Raw genomic sequence first — 24571 nt, forward strand, 5'->3', positions numbered from 1 at the left:
GCAGGGGGGACCCTGTGGGAGAGTAGGACGCCGCCGAACAAATTTTGAGAAAACCCCCGTACCGGGAGACCGGTACGGGGGTTTTCTGCGTTTGGCGACTTTAAGGATCTCAGCGGACCTTAAGGTCGATGGCATGCGCTACGACCTGGTTATCTTCGACAACGACGGCGTTCTCGTCGACAGTGAGCCGATTTCCAATCGGCTGCTGGCCGCCTATCTGACCGAGCTCGGGCACCCGACCTCGTACGAGGACTCCGTTCGTGACTACATGGGATCCGCGATGCACCGGATTCATGAGCTCGTCCTGGCGCGGACCGGGCAGCGGCTGCCGGAGGACTTCGACGACGTCTTTCATGCGCGTGTGTTCGCGGCGTTCGAGCGGGAGTTGAAGCCGGTGGCCGGGGCGGCGGGTGTGCTGGAGAAGCTGGCCGTGAACGGGGTGCCGTACTGCGTGGCCTCCTCGGGGAGTCATGAGCGGATCCGGGTGGGGCATCGGACGACCGGGCTCGACCGGTGGTTCGAGGAGTCGAGGATCTTCAGCTCGCAGGACGTGGGGCGCGGTAAGCCGGCCCCGGACCTGTTCCTGTACGCGGCCGAGCGGATGGGGGTCGCGCCCGAGCGGTGTGTCGTCGTCGAGGACAGTCCGCTGGGCGTCCAGGCGGCCGTGTCGGCCGGGATGGAGGTGTACGGGTTCACCGCGATGACTCCCGCGGAGAGGCTGGCTGATGCCGATCAACTCTTCGCCGACATGGGTGAGTTGGCTGACCTGTTGGTATGACCCGGGTGCCGGGATCGTGCTGACTTTTGTCATGCCGAGTCTTGGCCGTTCGTTTCTAGTGCCGCGTCGGGCTGTCCCGTGAAGCTGAGGGCATGACGACGAACGCGGGTTCCCAGGGCCAGAACATCCAGCACATGAAGAAGAACTTCGTTCCGCTGATGGTGGACGTGGCGGTCCCGATCGGTTCGTACTACCTGCTCAAGGACGTCTTCGGCCTGAGCACCTTCGCGGCGCTGGCCTGGAGCAGTGTGGTGCCGGCTCTGCGCACGGTGTGGAGTGTGGTCAGGGAGCGGAAGCTCAACGGGCTCGCCGCCCTCATCCTCGGTGTGAACGTCGTGTCTCTACTGCTCAGCTTCGTCTCCGGCGACCCTCGGCTGATGCTCGTCAAGGACAGCGGGGTCAGCAGCACCGTCGGCATCGGGATCCTGGTGTCCGTCGCCCTCGGCAGGCCGATGATGACCAACGGCATCAAGCCGTTCCTGCTCCAGGGCGACCCGGACAGGGCGGCCGCCTGGGAGCGGCTGCAGGTCGGGAGCGACGCCCGGGCCCTCGCCTTCCGCAGCAGGGAGCGGTTGTTCTCCGTCATCTGGGGCGTCGTGCTGGTCGCCGAGTGCGCCGTGCGGATCGTGGGCGCGTACACGCTGCCCGTGGACACCATGGTCGGGCTCAACTCGGTGATCCTGATGGGGGCGATCGCGCTGGGGATCGTCGGCAGCCGTTTCGTCGCCCTGCGGCCGATGGGGCGGCTGTTCAACGCCGAGCTGGCCGAGGTGAAGGAAGTCGAGGCCGTGAAGTCCGCCGCCGCACAGGACAGACAGGCTGAGCCGCAAAGCTGAGAAAGATTCACCTTCTGCGGGATCTATCCACCGGTACCCCGGGGCCCTACTCTCGCCGCCATGACGGATGTGCTGCGGCGCGGTAGGGCCTCGCTGGCGTTCGGGTTCTTCGCGCAGGGTGCCACCTTCGCGCTGCTGGTGACGCGCATCCCGGCCATCCAGGACCGCTACGGCGTCTCCGACGCGCTGCTGCCCGCCTTCCTCGCCGCCGTGCCGGTCCTCGCCGGCGTCGGCAGTGTGACGGCGGAGCGGCTGGTGCGGCGGCTCCGGTCCAGCCGGCTGCTGCGCTGGTCCCAGCCGGTGGTGCTGCTGGCCCTCCTCGGCGTCGGAGCGGGCGGGCGGCTGGTCGAGCTCGGGGTGGCGCTGGCCGCCTTCGGGCTGGCCGTCGGCGCGCTGGACGCCTCGATGAACATGCTCGGGGTGAGCCTGCAGCGGTCGTACGGGCGCAGCATCATGCTCGGATTCCACGCGGTGTACAGCCTGGGCGGGATCCTGGGGGCCTCGCTGGCGTGGGCGGGGGCGCACTGGCAGTGGGCGCTGTGGGTGTCGTATCTGCCCGTGGTGCTGGTGCTGCTGCCGGCGACCCTCCTCGGCAGCCGGTGGTATGTCGACGGGAGTCCCGCGCCCGCGCCGGAGCACGTGCCGGAGCGGAGGGCCACGGGAAGCGTCGGCTTCCGGTTGCTGCTGCCGCTGTGTCTGGTGATGACCTTCGCGTACATCGGGGACTCGACCGTCTCCAACTGGAGTGCCAAGTACGTGAAGGACGTGCTGGGCGGCTCGGAGCAGCTCGCGACGGTGCCGTACAACCTCTACATGGTGACCACGCTGGTGGGGCGCGGGGTCGGGGACTTCGGGGTGCGGCGTTTCGGGGCCGTGGCGGTCGTACGGCTGGGGACGCTGGTGGCGGCGCTCGGTTTCGCGGTGGTGGCCGTGGCACCCGAGACGTGGGTGGGGATTCTCGGGTTCACCCTGCTGGGGCTGGGGTTGTGCGTGCTGGTGCCGCAGACGTTCGCGGCGGCGGGGCGGCGTGCCGACGAGGCGCACGGGGCGGGGGCGTCGGATGCGGCGGTCGCTCGGCTCAACGTCTTCAACTACGTCGGTTTCCTGGTCGGTTCGCCGTTGGTGGGGGCGCTGGGCGAGGCCTGGAGCTATCGCTGGGCGATGCTCGTGCCGATGGTGTTGGTGCTGGTGACGTTGGTGTACGCCAGGTCGTTCGCCGCTCAACCGGACCGATACGGTGACGGGCATGAGCGGCCGCGCACAGCTGATGTGGGACGAGGCAGTAACGGGCTATGACTTCGGCCCGGACCATCCGATGGACCCGGTCCGGCTGGAGCTGACCCGGAGGCTGGTCGGTGCCTTCGGGCTCGATCGCGCCCTGGAGGTCGTCGCGGCGAACCCGGCCGGGGAGTCGACGCTGCGGCTGGTCCACCGCGAGGACTACATCGAGGCGGTGAAGGCCGCATCGGCGGACCCGGGGTCGGCGGACGGGTCGTACGGCCTGGGGACGATGGACGATCCCGCGTTCGCGGGGATGCACGAGGTGTCGGCGCTCATCGCGGGGCAGTCGGTCGGGGCGGCCGAGGCCGTGTGGCGCGGGGACGTCGCGCACGCGGTGAACTTCGCGGGCGGGCTGCACCATGCGATGCCCGGGGGGGCGTCGGGGTTCTGCGTCTACAACGACGCGGCGCTGGCCATTGCGCGGCTGCTGGAGCTGGGCGCCGAGCGGGTCGCGTACGTGGACATCGACGTGCATCACGGGGACGGGGTGCAGGCGGCGTTCTGGGAGGACCCGCGGGTGCTGACGATCTCGCTGCACGAGCATCCCCGTACGTTGTTCCCGCAGACCGGGTGGCCGCAGGAGACCGGGGCCGACACGGCGGAGGGGTCGGCGGTGAACCTGGCGTTGCCGGCGGGGACCGGGGACGCCGGGTGGCTGCGGGCGTTCCACGCGGTGGTGCCCGAGCTGATCGCCGACTTCCGGCCGCAGGTGCTGGTGACGCAGCACGGGGCCGACACGCACTTCGAGGACCCGCTGGCCCATCTCGCCGTCTCGCTGGACGCGCAGCGCGCCGTCCAGGTGGCGTGTCACGAGCTGGCGCACGAGCACGCGGACGGCAGGTGGGTCGCGTTGGGCGGGGGCGGTTACGCGGTCGTGGACGTCGTACCGCGGTCCTGGACGCATCTGGTGGGGATCGCGGCGGGGCGGCCGGTGGAGCCGGAGACGGTGATTCCCGACGGATGGCGGCAGCAGGTCTATGCCCGCACACGGCAGTTGGCGCCGGGGCGGATGACCGACGGCCGGTGGCCGGTGAGTTGGGCCGGCTGGGAGGCGGGCTACGACCCCGCCGACCGCCTGGACCAGGCCGTGCTGGCCACGCGGCGGGCAGTCTTCCCGCTGCGGGGGCTGCTGGCCTAGGGCCCTTGTCCGTAGGCGCCGTTACGCCAACTGTGCGGTCTTCCCGGGTTTTCGCCCGCACTGTCGCCCGCGTCCGTCACCATCGCACCCGTGTTGAGCACCGCAGCGCTGCGCGCGCATCTGCTGGCCGCTCGTCTCGCCGGGCCCGTGGCCACCTCGCGGGAGGAGAGCCTGCGGAGTTACCGGCTCTTCGCGGCTCGCGACCCCCGGGTGCTGATCGGGATCGATCCCGAATGGTCATGGGGGCAGCGGGACCTGATCGGACTGATGGCCGAAAAGTGTGGGGTTTCGGCGGATCCGCGCCATACTTCCGGTCAGGATGTGATCGACCCGGAGCTGACACTGGCCGCTCTGGACGCGTTCGCGGAGCGCATCGCGGCCGTGGCCGAGCGCGGGGCTCCCGTGCTGTTCGGCACCGGGCACCCGCACCGGCTGATCGGGTTCTACGCCGGCCTGGCAGACGCGCTGTCGGCGGCGGGATGTGATGTCCTCACCCCCGCGCAGGGGCACCGTGTCGACATAACGACCCGGTTCGGCCTACGCACACACAACCTCGACTACGTACGGGGGGTCGCGTTCGTCCGCGGAGCCGATCCCGGGCGCCCCGGCGGTGAGCCCGGCGCACACACGCACTCACCACTCCCGGTTCGTACCGTTCTGGCCCGGGCCGCCGAGGCCGGCGGTCCGCTGCCCGAGCTGGTCGTGGGGGACCACGGCTGGGTGTGCGGGGCAGGTCAGCTGGGGTTCGAGGCCATCGGGCTGGCCGATACGGACGATCCCGCGCTCTTCGTGGGGGAGGCCGAGGGGTCCGTGTCCGTCGTCGTTCCGCTTGATGACGCCGTGCGGTCGGCTTACTACCGCCCGCTTACCCGCTACGTACTCAATCAAGCGTGTCTGTCACGGTAGGCCGCTGATGGGTGCACCTCTTCCCCACTCGCATCACCCGCCCCTACATTGGGGAGTGAGCACGCAACGACGAAGAGTCACCGGAAGGGGAAGCCGGTGGCCGTCGAGTGCGGAAGGTTCAGGTGTGTCATGGCTGAAGCTGGCGAGAGGCCTCTGAACGAGGTTCAGTTCCTTACCGTGGCGGAGGTCGCCTCGGTGATGCGAGTGTCGAAGATGACCGTGTACCGGCTGGTGCACAGCGGTCATCTGCCCGCGATCCGGGTGGGGCGGTCCTTCCGCGTCCCCGAGCAAGCGGTGCACGAGTACCTCCGCGAGAGCTATGTGGGGGTGGAGACGGCCTGACGGCGGTTCCGGGAGACCCCCGGATCACCTCGATTACGACCTCAGCGCTCGGGCGGGTAGGCTAGCCCCTCGTAGGTCGTATGGGCCCATGGCGCCCAGCACCGAGTGATGAGAAGTGAGCGAGGGTAGTCGTGGGCTCTGTTATCAAGAAGCGGCGCAAGCGGATGGCCAAGAAGAAGCACCGCAAGCTGCTCAAGCGCACGCGCGTTCAGCGTCGTAACAAGAAGTAGTAGCTGACAGCTGCTGCTACGGCGCAACGCCGCGAGAGCTTGTCTGTGGCCCCCCACCGGATCCGGTGGGGGGCCACGCGCGTATCCCGCATATTCCAATAAGGCTGCTTTCGTCACGTCGTGCATCGGGTGGTCATCACAGCGCAACATCCATTCGCTAAGTTGGCCCGCACACGGTCAACGGAAGAGAGGCGCTGATCTTGGGGAACGTCGTGCTGGTGACCGGAGTGGCCCGACAGCTGGGGGGCCGGTTCGTCCGGCGGATCCAGCGTGACCCGCAGGTGGACCGGGTCGTGGCCGTCGACGCGGTGCCGCCCGAGCATCATCTGGGCGGAGCCGACTTCATCCAGGCCGACATCCGGCAGGCCACCATCGCCCGGGTGCTCGCCGAGACGGGCGCCGACACGGTCGTCCACCTGGACGTGACCGGCACGCCGCTGGGCCGCGGCGGCCGGGCCACGGTCAAGGAGACCAACGTCATCGGCACCATGCAGCTGCTCGGGGCGTGCCAGAAGTCCCCGAACGTCAAGCGGCTGGTGATCAAGTCCAGTACCAACGTGTACGGTTCGGCGCCCCGCGACCCGGCCGTGTTCACCGAGACCACTCCGCCCAAGTCGCTGCCCAGCGGCGGCTTCGCGAAGGACGCGGTCGAGGTCGAGGGGTACGTACGGGGCTTCGCGCGGCGGCGGCCGGACGTGGCCGTGTGCGTGCTCAGGTTCGCCAACATCCTCGGGCCGACCGCGGAGACGCCCCTCGCCTCCTACTTCTCGCTGCCGGTCCTGCCGACCGTGTTCGGCTACGACCCGCGGCTGCAGTTCGTGCACGAGGACGACGTCATCGAGGTGCTGCGGATCGGCGCGCACGAGCCGAGCAAGGGCACACTCAACAGCGGCACCTTCAACATCGCCGGAGACGGCGTCCTGCTGCTGTCGCAGTGCTCCCGGCGCCTGGGCCGCCCCACCGTGCCGCTGCTGCTGCCGGCGGTCACCTGGGCTGGTTCCCTGGTGCGTACGCTCGGCGTGACGGACTTCTCGCCCGAGCAGATCCGGCTGCTCACCCACGGCCGGGTGGTGGCGACGGACCAGATGCGCGAGACGCTGGGATTCACGCCGAAATACACGACCGCGGAGACCTTCGCGGACTTCGTGCGCAGCCGCGGTCCAGGGCTGCTGCCGCCGGAGGTCCTCGCGGGGGCCGTCGACCGGATCGCCGCGCTGCCCCTCCCGGGCAGCGGCCACCCCCCGATGCAGAGCGCCACATGAGGAGCGCATCAACGATGGCGGATGCCAAGGTCATTCCGTTCGACGACGACCGGTCCCGCGGGAGCGCCGTACAGCGACCGCCGCGGCGCCGCAGTGCGGGCAGTTGGCGAGGGGCCGAGCCCGGGGCCGTGCGCGAGGTGCGAACCGGGGACGTACAGCCCCTCCCCGGACGGTTCCCCGCGCAGGATGATGTGCACGTGAGGGGCGAGGAGCAGCAGGCGCAGGACGGCGGTCTGGAGCGCCGCGTGGCGAGCGGACTCGCCTTTCTGCGGCGGCGCCTGACCGGGGACTACGACGTCGACGACTTCGGCTACGACGAGGAGCTCACCGACCAGGTCCTGATGTCCCTGCTGCGGCCGGTGTACGAGAAGTACTTCCGGGTCGAGGTGAAGGGCATCGAGAACATCCCGGCCGAGGGCGGCGCCCTGATCGTCGCCAACCACTCCGGGACGCTTCCGCTGGACGGCCTGATGATGCAGGTCGGCGTGCACGACCACCATCCGGCGGGGCGTCATCTGCGGCTGCTCGCCGCCGACTTGGTGTTCGTGCTGCCCGTGGTCAACGAGCTCGCCCGCAAGCTGGGGCACACCCTGGCGTGCGGGGAGGACGCCGAACGGCTGCTGGCGGCGGGCGAGCTGGTCGGGGTGATGCCGGAGGGCTTCAAGGGCATCGGAAAGCCCTTCGGCGAGCGCTACAAGCTGCAGCGCTTCGGCCGGGGCGGCTTCGTCTCCACGGCGCTGCGCCAGGGCACGCCGATCATCCCGTGCTCGATCGTCGGGGCGGAGGAGATCTACCCGATGATCGGCAACGCGAAGACGCTGGCAAGGCTGCTGGGCTTCCCGTACTTCCCGATCACGCCCACCTTCCCGTGGCTGGGCCCGCTGGGCGCGATCCCGCTGCCGACGAAGTGGACCATCCAGTTCGGCGAGCCGATCCCGACGGACGGCTATCCGCCGGAGGCGGCCGAGGACCCGATGCTGATGTTCAACCTGACCGACCAGGTCCGCGAGCAGATCCAGCACACGCTGTACAAGCTGCTGGTGCAGCGGCGGTCGGTGTTCTTCTGAGGCCGGCGCAGGCCCGAGGACGGCTGCGTACGAAGGACGCACGCCTCCCGACGAGGGGTGCCTGAGACCGGAGTCCGACGCGGCTGTGCGAAGCCTGCGAAGCAGTGCGAGGGCAGCGGACAGGAGGGGCCGAGCTGCTGGTGCAGCGGCGGTCGGTGCTCTTCTGACCTGCGTGGTCCCGGGTGTACGACGGCGGGGGCGCCCCCCTCGATGAGGGGCGCCCCCGCCGTCGTGGCCGTACGCGCTACTCCGTGTCGTCGCCGTCGATGCCCAGGTCGGGCAGCAGGCCCGGGAGGAGGGGCGGGACCGTGATGTCCGGCTTGCCGATCGGGTTTTTACCGGCGGGCGCCGAGGCGCTGCCGCTGCTCTTCGGCGGGTCGAGCAGGCCGCCCGTGCTGCCGCCGAGCAGGCCCTCGTCCGCGCTGTCGGAGGCCGCGCCGCTGGGGCTGCTGCTCGCGTGCCGGCCGGAGGAGGAGCGGCCGCTGCTGGGCGTGGCCGACCGCTGCGCGCCGGAGGAACCGGTGGACGCCGAGCCGGGGCCCTGCCGCGTGCCGTCGCCGGTCCCGGTGGCGGGCGGCGGGAGCAGGGACTGGAGCGGCGCGACCTCTTGGTCTATGGCGTCGAAGACCGACGAGACCTCGTCGCTCACGTCCCCGAGCTGCATGGGCAGCTTGTCGCGGAGCGCGCCCCAGGCCTTGCGGTGGGACTGCGAGAAGGTCGAGAGGGTCTGGATGGGGCCCAGGGAACCCGGGTCGCGCTCGTACGCCTCGTGGAGCAGCCGGTGGCCCTCGGAGACGTCGTTGCGCATGCCGGACAGCGTGTGGCGGATCTCGCCGAGGGACTCGTGGTCGAGGTGGCCGCCGCGGTCGCGGTCCATCAGCCGCCGGGCCTCGTTCAGCCGGGTCGAGGCCTGGTCGAGGTAGAGCCGGCCGCGCTCGCTGTCCCCGCCGCTCAGGTGGTTGAGCTTGAAGTCCTCGATGCCGCGCTTGAGGCCGTACAGCGAGTCGCCGGGCAGCGCGCCCGAACTCGCGGCCGCGACCCCGCCGAAGGCTCCGGCGGCCACTCCGACGCTGAGGCCGCCGGCGGCGAGCCCCTTGGTCAGCCGTGACCGGGGCCGCAGTTTGCTCAGCGGGCTCGCCCGATGTGCGCCCCTGGACCGGTGCGATCGCTGTTCGGGCACGGCCGGGTCCATCGCCGCGCCCGCGGTGCCCTCCTGCAGCATGGCCTCCATCGCGGCCATCAGCTGGGCCCGTTGGACGACCTTGACCTCAGGGTCCAGCTGCGGTTTGGGCAGCGCGCCGAGACCCGCGGCCAGGTCCAGCAGCTCGTTCCGCTCGGTCCGTTGGGCAGCGGCCGCGGCCGCTCCCGGCCCTTCGGACCGCTCGGCCGCCGTGTCCCGGTCGGACTGCTCCTCCAGGTCCTGGGCGAAGGCGTTCGCCCGCCGGTGTGCCGAAACGTTCGCGATCACTGGCGGCACCTCCTCTCGTCATGACGGTCGACTCCCCAGGGGATCCTGAGGGTTGCACGCTTTCGGTCTCCACCACACGATCGAGTGATCAGGGCCGGCCGGAACGTGACCACAGGGAGCCTGTATCCCGCACAACGACTGGTGCGGCACTTGGGTTACGGACGACGGATGATCGGATCACGAAGTCAACGTCCTTTCACGGACGGTGAGTTGAGTGTTGCCGACGGTGTCCGTCGTCAGCGGGCGTCGTCCGGCAGCAGTCGGGCGAGCGTGCGGACGGCCCGGTACTGGAGGGTCTTGATGGCGCCTTCGTTCTTGCCCATCACGCGGGCGGTCTCGGCGACCGAGAGGCCCTGGAGGAAACGGAGCGTGACGCACTCCTGCTGCTGCGGGTTGAGCCGTCGTACGGCATCGAGGAGGGCGGCGTTGGACAGTGATTCGAGGACGGATTCCTCGGGCGAGCGCTCGACCTCGTTGGCGTCGAGCATCTCGCCGGTGGTGACCTCCAGGCGGAAGCGGCTCGACTTGAAGTGGTCGGCGACGAGGTTGCGGGCGATCGTGACGAGCCAGGCGCCGAAGTCGCGGCCCTGCCAGGTGAAGGTGCCGATACGGCGCAGGGCGCGCAGAAAGGTCTCGCTGGTCAGGTCCTCGGCGGTGGCTTTCCCGCCCACCCGGTAATAGATGTACCGGTACACGGTGTCGCTGTACTGGTCGTAGAGGCGCCCGAAGGCCTCGGTCTCGCCGGCCTGGGCGCGCTCGACGAGGTCCATCATCCGGGCACTGTCACTGTCCGCGGCCGGACGGCGTGCCGTCGCCGCGCCGGCCGAGCGCGCCCGTCTGCCGACCGCGGCGCTGCCCTCGGCGAGTGCGTAGCACGGGCTTACGGACGTGGCGGTGGCGAAGGCGGGCATGGCGTACGCGGTGGGGACGAAGCCGCGCAACAGGTTGGTGACCGTTGCGCGCAGCGTAGCCAGGCCCGAGGCGTCAACCCCGACGTGTGGGTACACGGGACTCCCAGAGGCAGAGCTTCCATCACGTGCAGTACGGGACCGTTCACCCGTCGTAGCGACGGAGGGGTACCGGATTGCGTCTGAGGAGAATAACGCTTCGTGCAGGGACCGCTACGCCCAGTTGCTCAAATCATCGATTACGTCGCTTCCGTAACCGATTGATGCCTCATCAGATGTCGAGGAATGACAGATTGTTGACCGGAAAAGTGCGTGTTGCTGCGCGGCCGGGGTGTCAGCGACGACGCCGGTGCAGTGCGATGGCCGCCGCGGTGCCGCCGGCCACCGCCCCCACGCCCGCCGCCGCCGGGATGCCGACCTTCGCGGCCTTGCGGCCGGTGCGGTAGTCGCGCAGGCGCCAGTCCTTCTCGCGGGCGTACTTGCGCAGCTTGGCGTCCGGGTTGATCGCGTAGGGGTGGCCGACCAGCGAGAGCATCGGGATGTCGTTGTGCGAGTCGCTGTACGCCGCGCAGCGCGCGAGGTCGAGGCCCTCCGCCGCCGCCAGCGCGCGCAGCGCCTCCGCCTTGGCCGGGCCGTGCAGCGGCTCGCCGACCAGCTTGCCGGTGTAGACGCCGTCGACCGACTCGGCGACCGTGCCCAGCGCGCCGGTCAGGCCGAGGCGCCGGGCGATGACCGTGGCGATCTCGACCGGTGCCGCCGTGACCAGCCACACCTTCTGGCCCGCGTCGAGGTGGGCCTGGGCCAGGGCGCGGGTGCCGGGCCAGATGCGCTCGGCCATGTACTCGTCGTAGATCTCCTCGCCTATCGCCTTCAGTTCGGCGACACGGTGCCCCTTGACGATCGACAGTGCGGAGTCGCGCGCGTCCTGCATGTGCTCGGGGTCCTCGACCCCGGCCAGCCTGAACCACGCCTGCTGCCAGGCGAACTTGGCGAGGTCGCGCGTCTCGAAGAACTTCCGCTTGTACAGGCCCCGGCCGAAGTGGAACAGCGCGGCACCCTGCATGACGGTGTTGTCGAGGTCGAAGAACGCGGCGGCCTGGTCGTCGCCGAGCACCGGGAACTGAGGTTCCTCGGCGGGGGAGTCAGGGGAGGCGTCCTGTGAGGACTTGCGTGCTGCCTCCGCCGAGGCCTCGCCTGCCAACACGCTTCGCGCCGTGGCGGAGCGCCTACGGGGAGTGAGCCATCCGAGAGCGGCCATGTCGTGAGCATAGCCAGTTTGTTCGGGGCTTCCCGTGCCGAGAGGTTTGCATGCTGTGAACTCTCCGCGTCCGGACCGTTAAAGAGGGCGGACGCGGGCGGGACAATGGCTGACATGAGCCCCCTCTTCCGCCGCAAGTCCCCGTCCCCGCAGGACCGGATCGTCACGCTCGTCCGCAAACCGGGGTGCCATCTGTGTGATGACGCACAACGCGTGGTGGAGAAGGTCTGCGATGAGCTCGGTGTGTCCTGGGAGCCCAGGGACATCACCGAGGATCAGCAGCTGCACGACCGGTACTGGGAGCAGATTCCGGTCGTCCTCATCGATGGCGAACAGCACACTTTCTGGCGCGTGAACGAGGAGCGACTGCGCAAGGCGCTCGCCTCTGGCTGATAGATCGCTCCGATTGACTGAAAAGTCGCTTAGGATCGAGCGGTCTTTGGTCTCGGGGGCGGGATTTCGCTGAGGAAGGTGTGCGGTTTTGTCCCTGTCGGCAACGGAATGCGGTCGCTCGCGCGCCGGTTCCATACGGCCGCGCGAGGCATGCGTGACGCCGGTCACTTTGACCGGGCAAAACGGACACCATCTTTGTGCACACGTTCACAAAGACATAGCCTGCATTCGACGGGGCGGTCTGGGTTCGTGTGACCGCCTGCAGCCCCGCTCTACCCGCAGGAGCACCGTGGCAACTGGCCGAACTCACCGACCGGCGACCCGTGGCCGAGGGATTCCCGAGGCCACCGTCGCCCGCCTCCCTCTGTACCTCCGAGCCCTGACCGCGCTGTCGGAACGCTCGGTTCCCACGGTCTCCTCCGAGGAGCTGGCCGCCGCGGCCGGGGTCAACTCCGCGAAGCTGCGCAAGGACTTCTCCTACCTCGGCTCGTACGGCACCCGCGGTGTCGGCTACGACGTCGAGTATCTCGTCTACCAGATCTCGCGTGAGCTCGGGCTCACCCAGGACTGGCCGGTCGTGATCGTCGGTATCGGCAACCTCGGTGCGGCGCTCGCCAATTACGGTGGTTTCGCCTCCCGTGGCTTCCGTGTCGCCGCGCTCATCGACGCCGACCCGGCGATGGCGGGCAAGCCGGTCGCCGGCATCCCCGTGCAGCACACCGACGAGCTCGAGAAGATCATCAAGGACAACGGGGTCTCGATCGGCGTGATCGCCACCCCCGCCGGTGCCGCCCAGCAGGTCTGCGACCGCCTGGTCGCCGCCGGCGTCACCTCCATCCTGAACTTCGCGCCGACCGTGCTGTCCGTCCCGGACGGTGTCGACGTGCGCAAGGTGGACCTCTCCATCGAGCTGCAGATCCTCGCCTTCCACGAGCAGCGCAAGGCCGGCGAGGAGGCCACGCCCGACGGCGGCGCCCCGGCCGCCGCCGCCCGCAGGACGACCGCCGACAAGGGACCCGACGGGGACGTACCCGCCGTGATGCCGGCATGAGTCTCCTCGTCGTAGGGCTGAGCCATCGCAGCGCCCCGGTCAGCGTCCTCGAGCGGGCCGCGCTCTCCGCGGACGCCCGGGACAAGCTGCTCCAGGACACGGTCGCCGCCGAGCCGGCCGCCGAGGCCACGGTGCTCGCCACCTGCAACCGCATCGAGCTGTACGCCGACGTGGACAAGTTCCACGCCGGTGTCGCCGAGCTGTCCACGCTGCTCGCCCAGCACAGCGGGGTCGGCCTGGAGGAGCTCACGCCGTACCTCTACGTGCACTACGAGGACCGGGCCGTCCACCACCTGTTCTCGGTGGCCTGTGGACTGGACTCGATGGTCGTCGGCGAGGGCCAGATCCTCGGCCAGATCAAGAACTCCCTGGCCGTGGCGCAGGACCTGCACACCGCGGGCCGCCTGCTCAACGACCTGTTCCAGCAGGCCCTGCGCGTCGGCAAGCGCGCCCACTCCGAGACCGGCATCGACCGCGCCGGGCAGTCCCTGGTCACCTTCGGCCTGGAGCAGCTGGCCGTGGGCACCGAGGTCGGCGCCTGGGCGGACGGCAAGAAGGCCCTGGTCATCGGCGCCGGCTCGATGTCCTCGCTGGCCGCGGCCACGCTGGCGCGCGCCGGTGTCGCCGAGATCGTCGTCGCCAACCGCACGTACGAGCGCGCCGAGCGCCTCGCCCAGATCCTCACCGAGGGCGCCGAGACGCACGTGGCGGCCCGCGCGGTACCGATGGATGCGGTGCCGTTCGAGCTGACACGTGCCGACGTCGCCGTCTCCTGCACGGGCGCGACCGGGCTGGTCCTGACGGCGGAGGCGGTCGCGGCCGCGGCCGAGGGCCGCACCGGGCAGCCCGCCGCCGACACCGGTGCAACGGCAGTGAAGCCCGAGGCTCCGCTGCCGACCGCCGACGCCGGCGACACCTGCCCCCTCGACCTGTCCGCCGTGCAGGGCGCCACCGGCTTCTCCGTGATGGGGGAGGCCGCCGTGGCCGGCATGGACGCGGCCACCTTGGAGCAGCACGCGGCCTGGGTCGCGGGAGGCGCCGTCGACCGCCGCGAGGCGGCGCGCCGTACGCCCGAGGCCGGGAAGGAGGCCGACGCCGAGCTGATCAGCGCGCTCGCCGCGACCGCCGCCAGCGCCGGCCGGATCCCCGAGCACCGCAAGCCCGAGCCGGTCGCCGAGATCCCGCGCCAGGCACCGGCCCTGTTCCTCCTCGACCTCGCCATGCCCCGCGACATCGACGCGGCCGTGCACCGGCTGGCCGGGGTACGGCTGGTGGACATCGAGTCGCTGGCCGAGGCCTCGGCCGACGCCCCGATGGCGGCCGACGTCGACCAGGTCCGGCGGATCGTCTCCGACGAGGTCGCGGCCTTCGGGGCGGCCCAGCGCGCCGCGCACATCACGCCGACCGTGGTCGCCCTGCGCACCATGGCCGCCGATGTCATGGCGAGCGAGATCGCCCGGCTCGACGGGCGGCTGCCCGGCCTGGACGAGCGCCAGCGCGGCGAGATCCGCCAGGCCGTGCACCGGGTCGTCGACAAGCTGCTGCACGCGCCGACCGTACGGGTCAAACAGCTCGCGGCCGAGCCCGGCGGCGCCGGGTACGCGGACGCGCTGCGCACCCTGTTCGACCTCGACCCCGAGACGGTGGCCTCCGTCTCCCGGGCCGACCACGACTCTGAGAACACCGGCAAGAACCGAGGGCCAGAATGAGTACCAAGGCACTGCGACTGGGGACCAGGCGGAGCAAGCTCGCCATGGCCCAGTCCGGGCAGGTGGCGGACGCCGTGAGCCAGGTGACCGGACGGCCCGTCGAGCTCGTCGAGATCACCACGTACGGCGACACCTCCCGCGAGCACCTCGCCCAGATCGGCGGCACGGGCGTCTTCGTCACGGCGCTGCGTGACGCCCTGCTGCGCGGGGAGGTCGACTTCGCGGTTCATTCGCTCAAGGACCTCCCGACCACGCAGCCCGAGGACCTGGTCCTGGCCGCCATACCGGTGCGCGAGGACCCGCGCGACGTCCTCGTCGCCCGGGACGCGCTGAAGTTCACCGACCTGGCCGCGTCCGCCCCGAGGGGCGTCGCCCGCATCGGCACCGGTTCGCCGCGCCGCATGGCGCAGCTGAACGCGTACGCCCGCAGCCACGGGCTGGACATCGAGACCGTCCCGATCCGGGGCAACGTCGACACCCGCATCGGGTACGTCCGCAGCGGTGATCTGGACGCGGTCGTGCTGGCCGCCGCCGGCCTCAGCCGCATCGGCAGGACCGACGAGGTGACCGACTTCCTGTCGGCCGACACGGTCCTGCCCGCCCCCGGCCAGGGGGCCCTGGCGATCGAGTGCGCCGCGGGCAACGCGGACCTGATCGCCGCGCTCGGCGCGCTCGACGACCCGTTCACGCGGGTCGCCGTCACCGCCGAGCGGTCCCTGCTCGCCGCCCTGGAGGCCGGATGCAGTGCCCCCGTGGGCGCACTGGCCGACCTGCTGGCCGACGAGCGGAATGTCAAGGAAATGCGCCTGCGCGGCATCGTCGGTACGACCGACGGCTCCCGCACGGTGCAGTTGTCCACCACCGGTCCCGTGCCCCAGGCGCATGACCAGGCGATGGCACTCGGTCGCGTACTTGCCGACGAGATGCTTGCCCAGGGCGCGGCCGGTCTGATGGGGGAGCGAGCACAGTGAGCCCCACCACCCTTCCCACCGGCCATGATCACGGGCACGTCACCTTCCTGGGTGCCGGACCCGGGGATCCGGGACTGCTGACTCTGCGCGCCGTGGAGGCGCTGGCGAACGCGGACGTCCTCGTCGTCGAGCACGAGGTGCTCGACGTGGTACGCGTCCATGCCAGGCAGGGCGTCACCGTCGTACGCACGGACACGGATCCGTCTGCTGCCTCTTCGGACACCCGTCCGGGCGTGGGCACGCCCCAGCTGACGATCGTTGACGGCGCGTCAACAACCGCCGCGGCCCCGGTGGTCCGAGACCCGTCTCATCTTGTCATGGAGGCCGTACGGGGCGGCAGGCGGGTCGTGCGTGCGGTGTCCGGGGACCCCGGGCTCGACACGAACGCCGCCGAGGAGATGCTGGCGTGCGCCGCCGCCGGGGTGCCCTTCGAGGTCGTCCCCGGCATCGCGGCCGCCGTCGGTGTGCCCGCGTACGCCGGCATGCCGCTGCGCGACGAGCAAGGCGCGGACGTCCGGTTCGTGGACGCCCGTACGGCGACGGCGCGGATCTGGACCGAGGTGGGCGCGTCGGACGGCACGGTCGTCGTCTCGACCACGCTGGACTCGGTGGCCGCCGCGGCCGTCGAGCTGGTGGCCGCCGGCCGCAAGCCGGACACCCCGATGGCGGTGACGGTCGCCGGTACGACGACGCGTCAGCGCACCTGGTCCGCGACGCTCGGCACGATCGCGCAGACCCTGAAGCAGGCCAAGGTCCTGCCGTCCCCGGACGGCGGCCGCCCGGTGATAGCCGTGGTCGGCGAGCGTTCCGCGGCCGCCCAGCGCGACCAGCTGTCGTGGTTCGAGTCCAAGCCGCTGTTCGGCTGGAAGGTGCTCGTGCCGCGCACGAAGGAGCAGGCGGCGTCGCTCTCCGACCAGCTGCGGTCCTACGGTGCCGTGCCCTACGAGGTGCCGACGATCGCCGTTGAGCCGCCGCGCACGCCCCAGCAGATGGAGCGGGCGGTCAAGGGCCTGGTCACCGGTCGCTACGAGTGGATCGCGTTCACGTCGGTCAACGCGGTGAAGGCGGTCCGGGAGAAGTTCGAGGAGTACGGCCTCGACGCGCGCGCCTTCGCGGGCATCAAGGTCGCCGCGGTGGGCGAGCAGACGGCCAGGGCGCTGATCGCCTTCGGCGTGAAGCCGGACCTGGTGCCGAGCGGCGAGCAGTCCGCGGCCGGTCTCCTGGAGGACTGGCCGCCGTACGACCCGGTCTTCGACCCGATCGACCGCGTCTTCCTGCCCCGCGCCGACATCGCCACCGAGACCCTGGTCGCCGGGCTCATCGACCTGGGCTGGGAGGTCGACGACGTCACGGCGTACCGCACCGTGCGCGCCTCGCCGCCCCCGGCGGAGACCCGCGAGGCGATCAAGGGCGGCGGCTTCGACGCGGTCCTCTTCACCTCCTCGTCCACGGTCCGGAACCTGGTGGGCATCGCCGGCAAGCCGCACAACGTCACGGTGATCGCGTGCATCGGCCCGGCGACCGCCAAGACGGCCGAGGAGCACGGCCTGCGGGTCGACGTCATGGCCCCGGAGCCATCGGTCCACAAGCTGGTCCAGGCCCTGGCCGACTTCGGCGCGAAGCGACGGACCGCCGCTCTGGAGAACGGTGACCCGGTGACCCGGCCGAGCGAGCGGCGTCCGGGGTCGCGCAGGCGGCGTACGACCACGTGACGCGAGGCGGAGCGTTCCTTGCCGAGGAGCGCTCCGCCGCGTCGTCATCCCGTGGGCGGGGCCTGGTGGGTGACGGCCGGACCGCAGCGGGCGGGGCCGACTCGGCGTCGGTAAGGGCAGAGGTCCGGCGGGCGTAGCGTAGAAGGCATGACGAAGTACGGATCTTTTCCCGGTACGCGTCCCCGGCGGCTGCGCACCACCCCCGCCATGCGCCGGATGGTCGCCGAGACGCGGCTGAATCCCGCCGACTTCATTCTCCCGGCGTTCGTCCGGGAGGGCGTGAGCGAGCCCGTGCCGATCGCCGCGATGCCCGGTGTCGTGCAGCACACGCGCGACAGCCTGAAGAAGGCGGCCGCGGAGGCGGTCGAGGCGGGGATCTCCGGGATCATGCTCTTCGGGGTTCCCGAGGATGCGAAGAAGGACGCGCAGGGAACGCCGGGCACCGACCCGGAGGGCATCCTTCAGGTCGCCATCCGGGACGTCCGGGCCGAGGTCGGCGACGACCTGCTCGTCATGTCCGACCTGTGCCTCGACGAGACCACCGATCACGGCCACTGCGGCGTCCTGGACGAGCGGGGCCGCGTGGACAACGACGCCACCCTGGAGCGGTACGCCGAGATGGCCCAGGTCCAGGCCGACGCCGGCGCCCATGTGGTCGCCCCCAGCGGCATGATGGACGGCCAGATCGGCGTCATCCGCGACGCGCTGGACCAGATCGGCCACGAGGACGTGGCGATCCTCGCCTACACCGCGAAGTACTCCTCCGCCTTCTACGGCCCCTTCCGCGAGGCCGTCGCCTCCTCCCTCCAGGGCGACCGCAAGACGTACCAGCAGGACCCCGCCAACTGGCGCGAGTCGCTGCGGGAGTTGGCGCTCGACCTGGAGGAGGGCGCCGACATGGTGATGGTCAAGCCGGCCGGACCGTACCTCGACATCCTGGCCCGGGTCGCCGACGCCGTGGACGTCCCCGTCGCCGCCTACCAGATCTCCGGCGAGTACTCGATGATCGAGGCCGCCGCGGAGAAGGGCTGGATCGACCGGGACCGGGCGATCATGGAGACCCTCACCGGCATCAAGCGGGCCGGGGCGCGGAACATCCTCACCTACTGGGCCACCGAGGTGGCGCAGAAGTTGCGCTGACGGACCGTCTCGGCCGGGATCAGTCACGGTTCGACGTCGTTCCGGTACCGAATCGGTGGCGGAACGGCGTCGGTCTGCCCTCGGTTGGGTCTCGGAACGACGTCGCCCCCTGGAAGTCTGTCCGGAATCGACCCTTTGATGGGGCCGCTTCGTGACATGAAACCAAGGTTGGGGCTTACGTGTCGCATAGCCAGCGCATATGACGCGTTCTTAACAACTCCCTATCCTCTGGACCTGGCCTGATCCGTCCGGACGGCCCGAATGTCGATCCCAGGGGGGACGCAATGAGCTGGTTTGTCGAGGCGTTGAAGAAGTACGCGGTCTTCAGCGGGCGTGCGCGCCGCAAGGAGTACTGGATGTTCTCGCTGTTCTCGGTGATCATCTACGCCGTCCTGCTCGCCGTCGCCTACGGGGCCAAGCTGCCGCTCGTCATGATCATCGTGCTGGCGCTCGTGCTGCCGGGCTGGGCGGTCACGGTCCGCCGACTGCACGACACGGGCCGCTCCGGCTGGTGGATCCTGCTCAGCTGGGTCCCGTTCCTCATGCTGGTCTTCATGTGCATGGACAGCGAGCCCGGCGCGAACAAGTACGGCCCGAACCCCAAGGAGGCGGCGGCGTTCGCCTGATCCGCGCGGTTGTGCATCGTGGGGTCGCCCGGCTGTCGCCCGGGCGGCCCCACGGTCATGTGAGACGAGCGGTGAACGCGGCCCAGGCGTTCGGGGTGACCTGGAGGGTGGGGGCGTCGTCCTCGCGGTTCTTGGAGTCGCGGATGTGGATGGTGTGGGGGCTGAGGGCGACCTCGACGCACGCTCCGCCTTCGCTGCCGCTGTAGCTCGACTTGAACCACTCGAGTTCGGCGTTCATGTGTCTCCTAGCAGACGGTCGAGCAGGCTCTTCGACTCCTGGGGAGTCATCGCCTGCGACCGCAGCATCGCATACTTGCGCGACAGGACGGACACCTCGTCGGGATCCGCGACCCACTGGCTGCCGCGTTGGCCCTCCGCGTAGGCCAGATGCTGGTGATCGGGCGTCTCCAGGAGAATGAACGGCCCATCCAGCGCAGCATTCGCCGACGTGTGCATCGGCAGGAACTGGAGGGCCAGGCCCGGCCGTTCGGCGCGCTCCCGGAGGTGGAGGAGCTGCTCCCGCCGTACCGCCCGGCCACCGATCTCCATATACAGCACGGGCTCCCACACGATGAAGCTCATCGTCGGCGGGCACTTGCGCTGCAGGATCTCCTGGCGCTCGATGCGCGCTTGTGTCATGACGTCGATCTCGTCATCGTCGTACACCGGGACGCGCTCGCACAGCACCGCGCGGGCGTACGCCCGGGTCTGAAGCAGGCCCGGCAGGACCGCGTTGTCGTACCAGGAGAGGGCGACAGCTTCCCGCTCGTGCACCATGTACTGCTCCGCGTAGAGCGGGAACTGGTCGATCTCGGGCAGGTTGGCGACTCCGGCTGCCAACATTCCCTTTGTCCCCAGTAGTTGATCCAACAGCTCGGCCAGATCCGGCTTCAGCGGCCGCCTTCCCTGCTCGATGGATGCGACGGTCTCCTCGTCGAGCATCAGCTGTTCAGCGAGCGCCCGTTGGGTCAAGCCCGCCGCACGACGACCCGTACCTACCTGCACGCCGAGCATCTTCATGGCCGAGAGGTTCTTCTTGCGCGGAGGCTTCCTGGAGGTCATGCCGGTCCAACTCCCCACGTTTGCCCGTACGCGACCGTGTGTGAACCCGTACAAATAATTTGTACGGGTTCGCTCGGTGATCCACCGTAGTCACCGTCCGCGACTCTCGTCCCGTGGATGTGAATAACCAACCCCCTTACCAGCGCGACCAGTTCTACCGCCGCGACCGCCGATCCGTGCCCGCCGCCAGGCGGTTCGTGGCGTGGTCGCTGACGTACTGGGGGTTAGCCGAGTGGGAGCGGGCCGACGACGTGTTGCTGTGCGTGAGCGAGTTGGCGACCAACGCGATCGTGCACGGGGTGCCGCCGGGGCGCGGGTTCCTGCTGCGGGTGCGGTACGACGGTGACGTACTGCGCGTGGAGACGCACGACAGCGGCTCCGGCGTGCCGCGCGTCGCGGACGAGGCCGACGAGGGCGGGCGAGGGCTGCTGTTGGTGGCAGCCCTCGCCGACAAGTGGGGAGTGGGGGAGCGGCGGCCGGGCAAGGCCGTGTGGTGCGAGTTCGCTCGCCCTGACTAGGTCAGAGACGCTCAGGCGTCCTGATCCCCAGCAGTGCCATGCCCTGGTGCAGCGTGCGGGCCGTGACGTCGCACAGGAACAGACGGTTCTCGACCTGCTGCGGCGTCTCGGCCTTCAGGACCGGGCACTTGTCGTAGAAGGACGTGTAGAGGGACGCGAGCTGGTAGAGGTACGCGGCCAGCTTGTGCGGGGCGTACTCGCTCGCGGCCTCCGCGACGACCTCCGCGAAGGAGTCGGCGTGCAGGCCGAGCGCGCGCTCCGCGTCCGCCAGTTCCAGCGCGGGGTGAGCCACCGGGCGGACGTCGCCCGCCTTGCGGAGGATGGACTGGATACGGGCGTACGCGTACTGGAGGTAGACGGACGTGTCGCCGTTGAGCGAGACCATCTGGTCCAGGTCGAACTTGTAGTCCCGGTTCGCCGACGTCGACAGGTCCGCGTACTTCACCGCGCCGATGCCCACCTGGGTACCCCGCTCGGCGATCTCCTCCTCGGACAGGTCCTGCGCCTTCTCGCGCACGACCGCCGAGGCGCGGTCGATCGCCTCGTCGAGGAGGTCGACCAGCCGGACCGTCTCGCCCTCACGCGTCTTGAACGGCTTGCCGTCCTTGCCGAGGACCGTGCCGAACGCGAGCTGGTACGCCTTGACGTCGTCGTTCAGCCAGCCGGCCCGGCGGGCGGTCTCGAAGACCATCTTGAAGTGCAGGGACTGGCGGGCGTCCACGACGTAGATGATGCTGGTCGCCTTCAGGTTGAAGACGCGGTCGCGGATCGCGGACAGGTCGGTCGCGGCGTAGCCGAAGCCGCCGTCCGACTTCTGCACGATCAGCGGGACCGGGTTGCCGTCCGGGCCCTTGACGTCGTCGAAGAAGACGCACAGCGCGCCCTCGGAGCGGACCGCGACGCCCGACTCCTCCAGCAGGCGGCAGGTCTCCTGGAGCATATCGTTGTAGCCGGACTCGCCGACCACGTCCGCGTCCAGGATCTCCATGTCCAGCTTGTCGAAGACCGAGTAGAAGTAGATCTTCGACTCGTCCACGAACTTCTGCCACATGGCCAGCGTCTCGGGGTCGCCCGCCTGGAGGTCGACCACCCGGCGCCGCGCCCGCGTCTTGAACTCCTCGTCGGAGTCGAAGAGCACGCGCGAGGCCTTGTACAGCCGGTTCAGGTTCGACATGGCCTCCTCACCGGAGGCCTGGAGGTCTTCGCCCGTCTTGTGGTCCAGCTCGTGCGGGTGCTCGATCAGGTACTGGATGAGCATGCCGAACTGGGTGCCCCAGTCGCCGATGTGGTGGCGGCGGACCACGTTCTCGCCTGTGAACTCCAGCAGCTGGACGACCGAGTCGCCGATGACCGCCGAGCGCAGGTGGCCGACGTGCATCTCCTTCGCCACGTTCGGCTGGGCGTAGTCGATGACCGTCGTGCCCGGGTGGGCGGCGAGCGGGACGCCGAGGCGGTCGGTGTCCGCGTAGCGCGCGGCCAGGTTCTCCGTGATCGCCTTGTCGGTGATCGTGATGTTCAGGAAGCCGGGGCCCGAGACCTCGACGTCCTTGATCACGTCACCGGTGGTGATTCGCTCGACGACCTGTGTCGCCAGCTCCCGCGGGTTCGCCTTGGCCTTCTTGGCGAGCGCCAGGATCCCGTTGGCCTGGAAGTCGGCCCGGTCACTTCGTCGCAGCAGCGGGTCGACTCCGTCGGCTTCCGGGAGGGAGGAAGCGAGGGCATCGGTGAGACGCTGGCTGACGAGATCGGTGAGGGACGTGACCGGGGCCATGGAGTGGGAGCCGTTCTCCTCGGGGGATGGATAGACCTTGCCAGTATCCCACGGGGGGTAAAGCGGTTTTTGCGGAGAGCTCGGGGTGCACGGTGATCTGGCGCGGTGAGGGTTGTGTGTGGCTTGTCGCGCCGTTCCCCGCGCCCCTTCCGGGCGCTGGACCGCCTGTAGGACACAGGTGTGAAAAGGCGTTTTCGTGGTTGCCGTCGGAGCTGGGAGAATATGAGCGTCAGCCGTCAACCGAACCGGCTGCTCACGGAACTCTCAGAACTCTCAGAAAAAGAGGACGTGCCGATCGTGGCTCAGAGCACCGAGACCACCGACTGGGTCTCCCGTTTCGCGGATGAGGTCATCGCCGAGTCGGAGCGTCGGGCCCCGGGCAAACCGGTCGTCGTCGCCTCCGGACTCTCCCCCTCCGGTCCCATCCATCTCGGCAACCTCCGCGAGGTCATGACCCCGCACCTCGTCGCCGACGAGATCCGGCGCCGCGGGTACCAGGTGCGCCACCTCATCTCCTGGGACGACTACGACCGGTACCGCAAGGTCCCGGCGGGCGTCGCGGGCATCGACGAGACCTGGGCCGAGCACATCGGCAAGCCGCTGACCTCCGTGCCCGCCCCGAAGGGCTCCGCTCACCCGAACTGGGCCGAGCACTTCAAGGCCGCCATGGTCGAGGCCCTCGGCGACCTGGGCGTGGAGTTCGACGGGATCAGCCAGACCGCGCAGTACACCTCCGGTGTCTACCGCGAGCAGATCCTGCACGCCATGAAGCACCGTGGCGACATCGACGCGATCCTCGCCCAGTACCGCACCAAGCCGAAGACCGCCAAGAAGCAGCAGCAGAAGGCCGTCGACGAGGCCGAGCTGGAGGCCGAGGAGGGCTCGGGGGCGGCGAGCGAGGACGACGGCAGCGCCGGCTCGGCGGGCTACTTCCCGTACAAGCCGTACTGCGGCGACTGCGGGAAGGACCTCACCACGGTGACGTCGTACGACGACGACACCACCGAGCTCACCTACACCTGCAAGGACTGCGGCTTCTCCGAGACCGTCCGGCTCAGCGAGTTCAACCGCGGCAAGCTGGTCTGGAAGGTCGACTGGCCGATGCGGTGGGCCTACGAGGGCGTCATCTTCGAGCCCAGCGGCGTCGACCACTCCTCCCCGGGTTCGTCGTTCCAGGTCGGCGGCCAGATCGTCGGGATCTTCGGCGGCGAGCAGCCCATCGGCCCGATGTACGCCTTCGTCGGCATCAGCGGCATGGCCAAGATGTCGTCCTCCCGCGGCGGCGTGCCCACCCCGGGCGACGCGCTGAAGATCATGGAGCCGCAGCTCCTGCGCTGGCTCTACGCCCGCCGCAAGCCCAACCAGTCCTTCAAGATCGCCTTCGACCAGGAGATCCAGCGGCTGTACGACGAGTGGGACAAGCTCGGCGGCAAGGTCGCCGACGGCTCCGCCCTCCCGGCCGACGTCGCCGCGCACTCGCGCGCCGTGCGCACCGCCGCCGGCGAACTGCCGGCGACCACGCGCCCGCTGCCGTACCGCACGCTCGCCTCCGTCGCCGACATCACCGCCGGCCACGAGGACCAGGCCCTGCGCATCCTCTCCGAGCTCGACCCGGAGCAGCCGCTGACCTCCCTCGACGAGGCCCGGCCGCGCTACGACAAGGCCGAGGCGTGGATCAACACGCACGTGCCCACCGACCAGCGGACGATCGTGCGCGAGGAGCCGGACGCCGAGCTGCTGAAGTCGCTCGACGAGGCCTCCCGGCAGTCCCTGCGGCTGCTGCTCGACGGGCTCGAGGAGCACTGGTCGCTCGACGGTCTGACCCACCTCGTGTACGGCGTGCCCAAGGTCCAGGCCGGGTTCCCCGCCGACGCCACGCCCAAGGAGCTGCCGCCGGAGATCAAGACCGCCCAGCGGACGTTCTTCGCGCTGCTCTACCACCTGCTCGTCGGCCGCGACACCGGTCCGCGTCTGCCCACGCTGCTGCTCGCGGTGGGTCAGGAGCGGGTGCGGGCCCTGCTCGGGGAGTAAACCGCTCTACGACGACGGGGGCGGGCGCGGGGGCGGGGCGCCCCGCGGCCCCCCCCCCGGACGCGCCCCGGGGGACCCGATGTGGTGCGCCGCCAGTTAAGCGGAGCTTCGCG

The 24571-nt window shown here is 70.1% G+C and carries 24 protein-coding genes; 18 read left to right on the forward strand and 6 right to left on the reverse strand.

The features are described from left to right. Window positions 1-133 precede the first annotated feature (133 nt). The 9 genes from ABZ910_RS34445 (at window position 134) to ABZ910_RS34485 (ending at window position 7840) form a co-directional block, all read left to right on the forward strand. On the forward strand, window positions 134-778 hold the full coding sequence (locus ABZ910_RS34445; RefSeq protein WP_361373047.1) for an HAD family hydrolase: 645 nt from the start codon (window positions 134-136) through the stop codon (window positions 776-778). A gap of 92 nt (window positions 779-870) precedes the next feature. Then, window positions 871-1614 carry a VC0807 family protein gene (locus ABZ910_RS34450; RefSeq protein ID WP_361373049.1) on the forward strand — a complete coding sequence of 248 codons (744 nt, stop codon included), beginning with the start codon at window positions 871-873 and terminating at the stop codon, window positions 1612-1614. Between the two features lie 60 nt (window positions 1615-1674). Beyond that, entirely contained in the window at window positions 1675-2910 is a 1236-nt protein-coding gene (locus tag ABZ910_RS34455) for an MFS transporter (protein WP_361373051.1), read from the forward strand. After that, window positions 2861-4033 carry an acetoin utilization protein AcuC gene (locus tag ABZ910_RS34460; protein ID WP_361373053.1) on the forward strand — a complete coding sequence of 391 codons (1173 nt, stop codon included), beginning with the start codon at window positions 2861-2863 and terminating at the stop codon, window positions 4031-4033. Before ABZ910_RS34455 ends, ABZ910_RS34460 begins: the two co-directional genes overlap by 50 nt. 90 nt (window positions 4034-4123) lie before the next feature. Continuing rightward, window positions 4124-4939 (forward strand): phosphatase, encoded by an 816-nt coding sequence (locus ABZ910_RS34465; RefSeq protein WP_361373055.1) that lies wholly within the window; start codon window positions 4124-4126, stop codon window positions 4937-4939. Window positions 4940-5068: 129 nt separating this feature from the next. Continuing rightward, window positions 5069-5281, forward strand: a complete 213-nt coding sequence (locus tag ABZ910_RS34470; RefSeq protein WP_361373057.1) for a helix-turn-helix domain-containing protein — start codon at window positions 5069-5071, stop codon at window positions 5279-5281. A gap of 131 nt (window positions 5282-5412) precedes the next feature. Then, window positions 5413-5511 carry an AURKAIP1/COX24 domain-containing protein gene (locus ABZ910_RS34475; protein WP_003948845.1) on the forward strand — a complete coding sequence of 33 codons (99 nt, stop codon included), beginning with the start codon at window positions 5413-5415 and terminating at the stop codon, window positions 5509-5511. A gap of 200 nt (window positions 5512-5711) precedes the next feature. Next, the gene (locus ABZ910_RS34480; RefSeq protein ID WP_361373059.1) at window positions 5712-6773 is read left to right on the forward strand and encodes an NAD-dependent epimerase/dehydratase family protein; all 1062 of its coding nucleotides are present in this window, start codon (window positions 5712-5714) and stop codon (window positions 6771-6773) included. Window positions 6774-6787: 14 nt separating this feature from the next. Next, window positions 6788-7840, forward strand: coding sequence for a lysophospholipid acyltransferase family protein (locus ABZ910_RS34485; RefSeq protein WP_361373061.1), 1053 nt, complete (start codon window positions 6788-6790; stop codon window positions 7838-7840). Window positions 7841-8084: 244 nt separating this feature from the next. On the opposite strand, the gene ABZ910_RS34490 is transcribed toward ABZ910_RS34485, so the two are convergent. From ABZ910_RS34490 to ABZ910_RS34500, 3 genes are all read right to left on the reverse strand, one after another. After that, the gene (locus ABZ910_RS34490; protein ID WP_361373063.1) at window positions 8085-9308 is read right to left on the reverse strand and encodes a DUF5667 domain-containing protein; all 1224 of its coding nucleotides are present in this window, start codon (window positions 9306-9308) and stop codon (window positions 8085-8087) included. Between the two features lie 236 nt (window positions 9309-9544). Further along, on the reverse strand, window positions 9545-10315 hold the full coding sequence (locus ABZ910_RS34495; RefSeq protein ID WP_361373065.1) for an ECF subfamily RNA polymerase sigma factor, BldN family: 771 nt from the start codon (window positions 10313-10315) through the stop codon (window positions 9545-9547). Between the two features lie 235 nt (window positions 10316-10550). Beyond that, complete coding sequence (locus ABZ910_RS34500; protein WP_361373067.1) at window positions 10551-11474, reverse strand: HAD-IB family hydrolase; 924 nt, start codon at window positions 11472-11474, stop codon at window positions 10551-10553. Window positions 11475-11579: 105 nt separating this feature from the next. On the opposite strand from ABZ910_RS34500, the gene ABZ910_RS34505 reads away from it, so the two are divergent. The 7 genes from ABZ910_RS34505 (at window position 11580) to ABZ910_RS34535 (ending at window position 19076) form a co-directional block, all read left to right on the forward strand. Next, entirely contained in the window at window positions 11580-11867 is a 288-nt protein-coding gene (locus ABZ910_RS34505) for a glutaredoxin family protein (protein ID WP_361373069.1), read from the forward strand. 289 nt (window positions 11868-12156) lie between these two features. Continuing rightward, entirely contained in the window at window positions 12157-12918 is a 762-nt protein-coding gene (locus ABZ910_RS34510) for a redox-sensing transcriptional repressor Rex (protein ID WP_361373071.1), read from the forward strand. After that, window positions 12915-14627 (forward strand): glutamyl-tRNA reductase, encoded by a 1713-nt coding sequence (locus tag ABZ910_RS34515; RefSeq protein WP_361373073.1) that lies wholly within the window; start codon window positions 12915-12917, stop codon window positions 14625-14627. The genes ABZ910_RS34510 and ABZ910_RS34515 overlap by 4 nt, the downstream gene beginning before the upstream one ends. Beyond that, complete coding sequence (gene hemC, locus ABZ910_RS34520; RefSeq protein ID WP_361373075.1) at window positions 14624-15598, forward strand: hydroxymethylbilane synthase; 975 nt, start codon at window positions 14624-14626, stop codon at window positions 15596-15598. The genes ABZ910_RS34515 and hemC overlap by 4 nt, the downstream gene beginning before the upstream one ends. Further along, window positions 15595-17310, forward strand: coding sequence for a uroporphyrinogen-III synthase (locus ABZ910_RS34525; protein WP_361373077.1), 1716 nt, complete (start codon window positions 15595-15597; stop codon window positions 17308-17310). The genes hemC and ABZ910_RS34525 overlap by 4 nt, the downstream gene beginning before the upstream one ends. Before the next feature lie 147 nt (window positions 17311-17457). Next, window positions 17458-18450 (forward strand): porphobilinogen synthase, encoded by a 993-nt coding sequence (gene hemB, locus ABZ910_RS34530; RefSeq protein ID WP_361373079.1) that lies wholly within the window; start codon window positions 17458-17460, stop codon window positions 18448-18450. Window positions 18451-18734: 284 nt separating this feature from the next. After that, on the forward strand, window positions 18735-19076 hold the full coding sequence (locus ABZ910_RS34535; protein WP_361373081.1) for a DUF805 domain-containing protein: 342 nt from the start codon (window positions 18735-18737) through the stop codon (window positions 19074-19076). Between the two features lie 55 nt (window positions 19077-19131). Here the strand turns inward: ABZ910_RS34535 and ABZ910_RS34540 are convergent, their stop codons facing one another. Both ABZ910_RS34540 and ABZ910_RS34545 read right to left on the reverse strand, forming a co-directional pair. After that, a complete protein-coding gene (locus ABZ910_RS34540) occupies window positions 19132-19314 on the reverse strand; it encodes a DUF397 domain-containing protein (RefSeq protein ID WP_361373083.1) in 183 nt (60 codons plus the stop codon). Continuing rightward, window positions 19311-20138, reverse strand: a complete 828-nt coding sequence (locus ABZ910_RS34545; protein ID WP_361373085.1) for a helix-turn-helix transcriptional regulator — start codon at window positions 20136-20138, stop codon at window positions 19311-19313. The genes ABZ910_RS34540 and ABZ910_RS34545 overlap by 4 nt, the downstream gene beginning before the upstream one ends. A 113-nt stretch (window positions 20139-20251) precedes the next feature. Here ABZ910_RS34545 and ABZ910_RS34550 point away from each other — a divergent pair, with 113 nt between their 5' ends. Next, the gene (locus ABZ910_RS34550) at window positions 20252-20656 is read left to right on the forward strand and encodes an ATP-binding protein (RefSeq protein WP_361373087.1); all 405 of its coding nucleotides are present in this window, start codon (window positions 20252-20254) and stop codon (window positions 20654-20656) included. A gap of 1 nt (window position 20657) precedes the next feature. Here ABZ910_RS34550 and argS read toward each other — a convergent pair whose 3' ends face one another. Then, on the reverse strand, window positions 20658-22427 hold the full coding sequence (argS, locus tag ABZ910_RS34555; protein WP_361373089.1) for an arginine--tRNA ligase: 1770 nt from the start codon (window positions 22425-22427) through the stop codon (window positions 20658-20660). 288 nt (window positions 22428-22715) lie between these two features. On the opposite strand from argS, the gene lysS reads away from it, so the two are divergent. Beyond that, on the forward strand, window positions 22716-24458 hold the full coding sequence (gene lysS / locus ABZ910_RS34560) for a lysine--tRNA ligase (protein WP_361373090.1): 1743 nt from the start codon (window positions 22716-22718) through the stop codon (window positions 24456-24458). Window positions 24459-24571: the final 113 nt, after the last annotated feature.

The organism is Streptomyces sp. NPDC046805, from assembly GCF_040645355.1.
In the GTDB taxonomy this organism is placed as follows: domain Bacteria; phylum Actinomycetota; class Actinomycetes; order Streptomycetales; family Streptomycetaceae; genus Streptomyces.

What these genes read in the sequence shown, in the direction of transcription:
- ABZ910_RS34470 (WP_361373057.1), top strand. Translation starts at nt 5,069, where the DNA reads ATGGCTGAAGCTGGCGAGAGGCCTCTGAACGAGGTTCAGTTCCTTACC.
- ABZ910_RS34540 (WP_361373083.1), bottom strand. Translation starts at nt 19,314, where the DNA reads ATGAACGCCGAACTCGAGTGGTTCAAGTCGAGCTACAGCGGCAGCGAA.
- ABZ910_RS34460 (WP_361373053.1), top strand. Translation starts at nt 2,861, where the DNA reads ATGAGCGGCCGCGCACAGCTGATGTGGGACGAGGCAGTAACGGGCTAT.
- ABZ910_RS34485 (WP_361373061.1), top strand. Translation starts at nt 6,788, where the DNA reads ATGGCGGATGCCAAGGTCATTCCGTTCGACGACGACCGGTCCCGCGGG.
- ABZ910_RS34450 (WP_361373049.1), top strand. Translation starts at nt 871, where the DNA reads ATGACGACGAACGCGGGTTCCCAGGGCCAGAACATCCAGCACATGAAG.
- hemB (WP_361373079.1), top strand. Translation starts at nt 17,458, where the DNA reads ATGACGAAGTACGGATCTTTTCCCGGTACGCGTCCCCGGCGGCTGCGC.
- ABZ910_RS34545 (WP_361373085.1), bottom strand. Translation starts at nt 20,138, where the DNA reads ATGACCTCCAGGAAGCCTCCGCGCAAGAAGAACCTCTCGGCCATGAAG.
- ABZ910_RS34500 (WP_361373067.1), bottom strand. Translation starts at nt 11,474, where the DNA reads ATGGCCGCTCTCGGATGGCTCACTCCCCGTAGGCGCTCCGCCACGGCG.
- ABZ910_RS34455 (WP_361373051.1), top strand. Translation starts at nt 1,675, where the DNA reads ATGACGGATGTGCTGCGGCGCGGTAGGGCCTCGCTGGCGTTCGGGTTC.
- ABZ910_RS34505 (WP_361373069.1), top strand. Translation starts at nt 11,580, where the DNA reads ATGGCTGACATGAGCCCCCTCTTCCGCCGCAAGTCCCCGTCCCCGCAG.
- ABZ910_RS34515 (WP_361373073.1), top strand. Translation starts at nt 12,915, where the DNA reads ATGAGTCTCCTCGTCGTAGGGCTGAGCCATCGCAGCGCCCCGGTCAGC.
- hemC (WP_361373075.1), top strand. Translation starts at nt 14,624, where the DNA reads ATGAGTACCAAGGCACTGCGACTGGGGACCAGGCGGAGCAAGCTCGCC.
- ABZ910_RS34445 (WP_361373047.1), top strand. Translation starts at nt 134, where the DNA reads ATGCGCTACGACCTGGTTATCTTCGACAACGACGGCGTTCTCGTCGAC.
- argS (WP_361373089.1), bottom strand. Translation starts at nt 22,427, where the DNA reads ATGGCCCCGGTCACGTCCCTCACCGATCTCGTCAGCCAGCGTCTCACC.
- ABZ910_RS34535 (WP_361373081.1), top strand. Translation starts at nt 18,735, where the DNA reads ATGAGCTGGTTTGTCGAGGCGTTGAAGAAGTACGCGGTCTTCAGCGGG.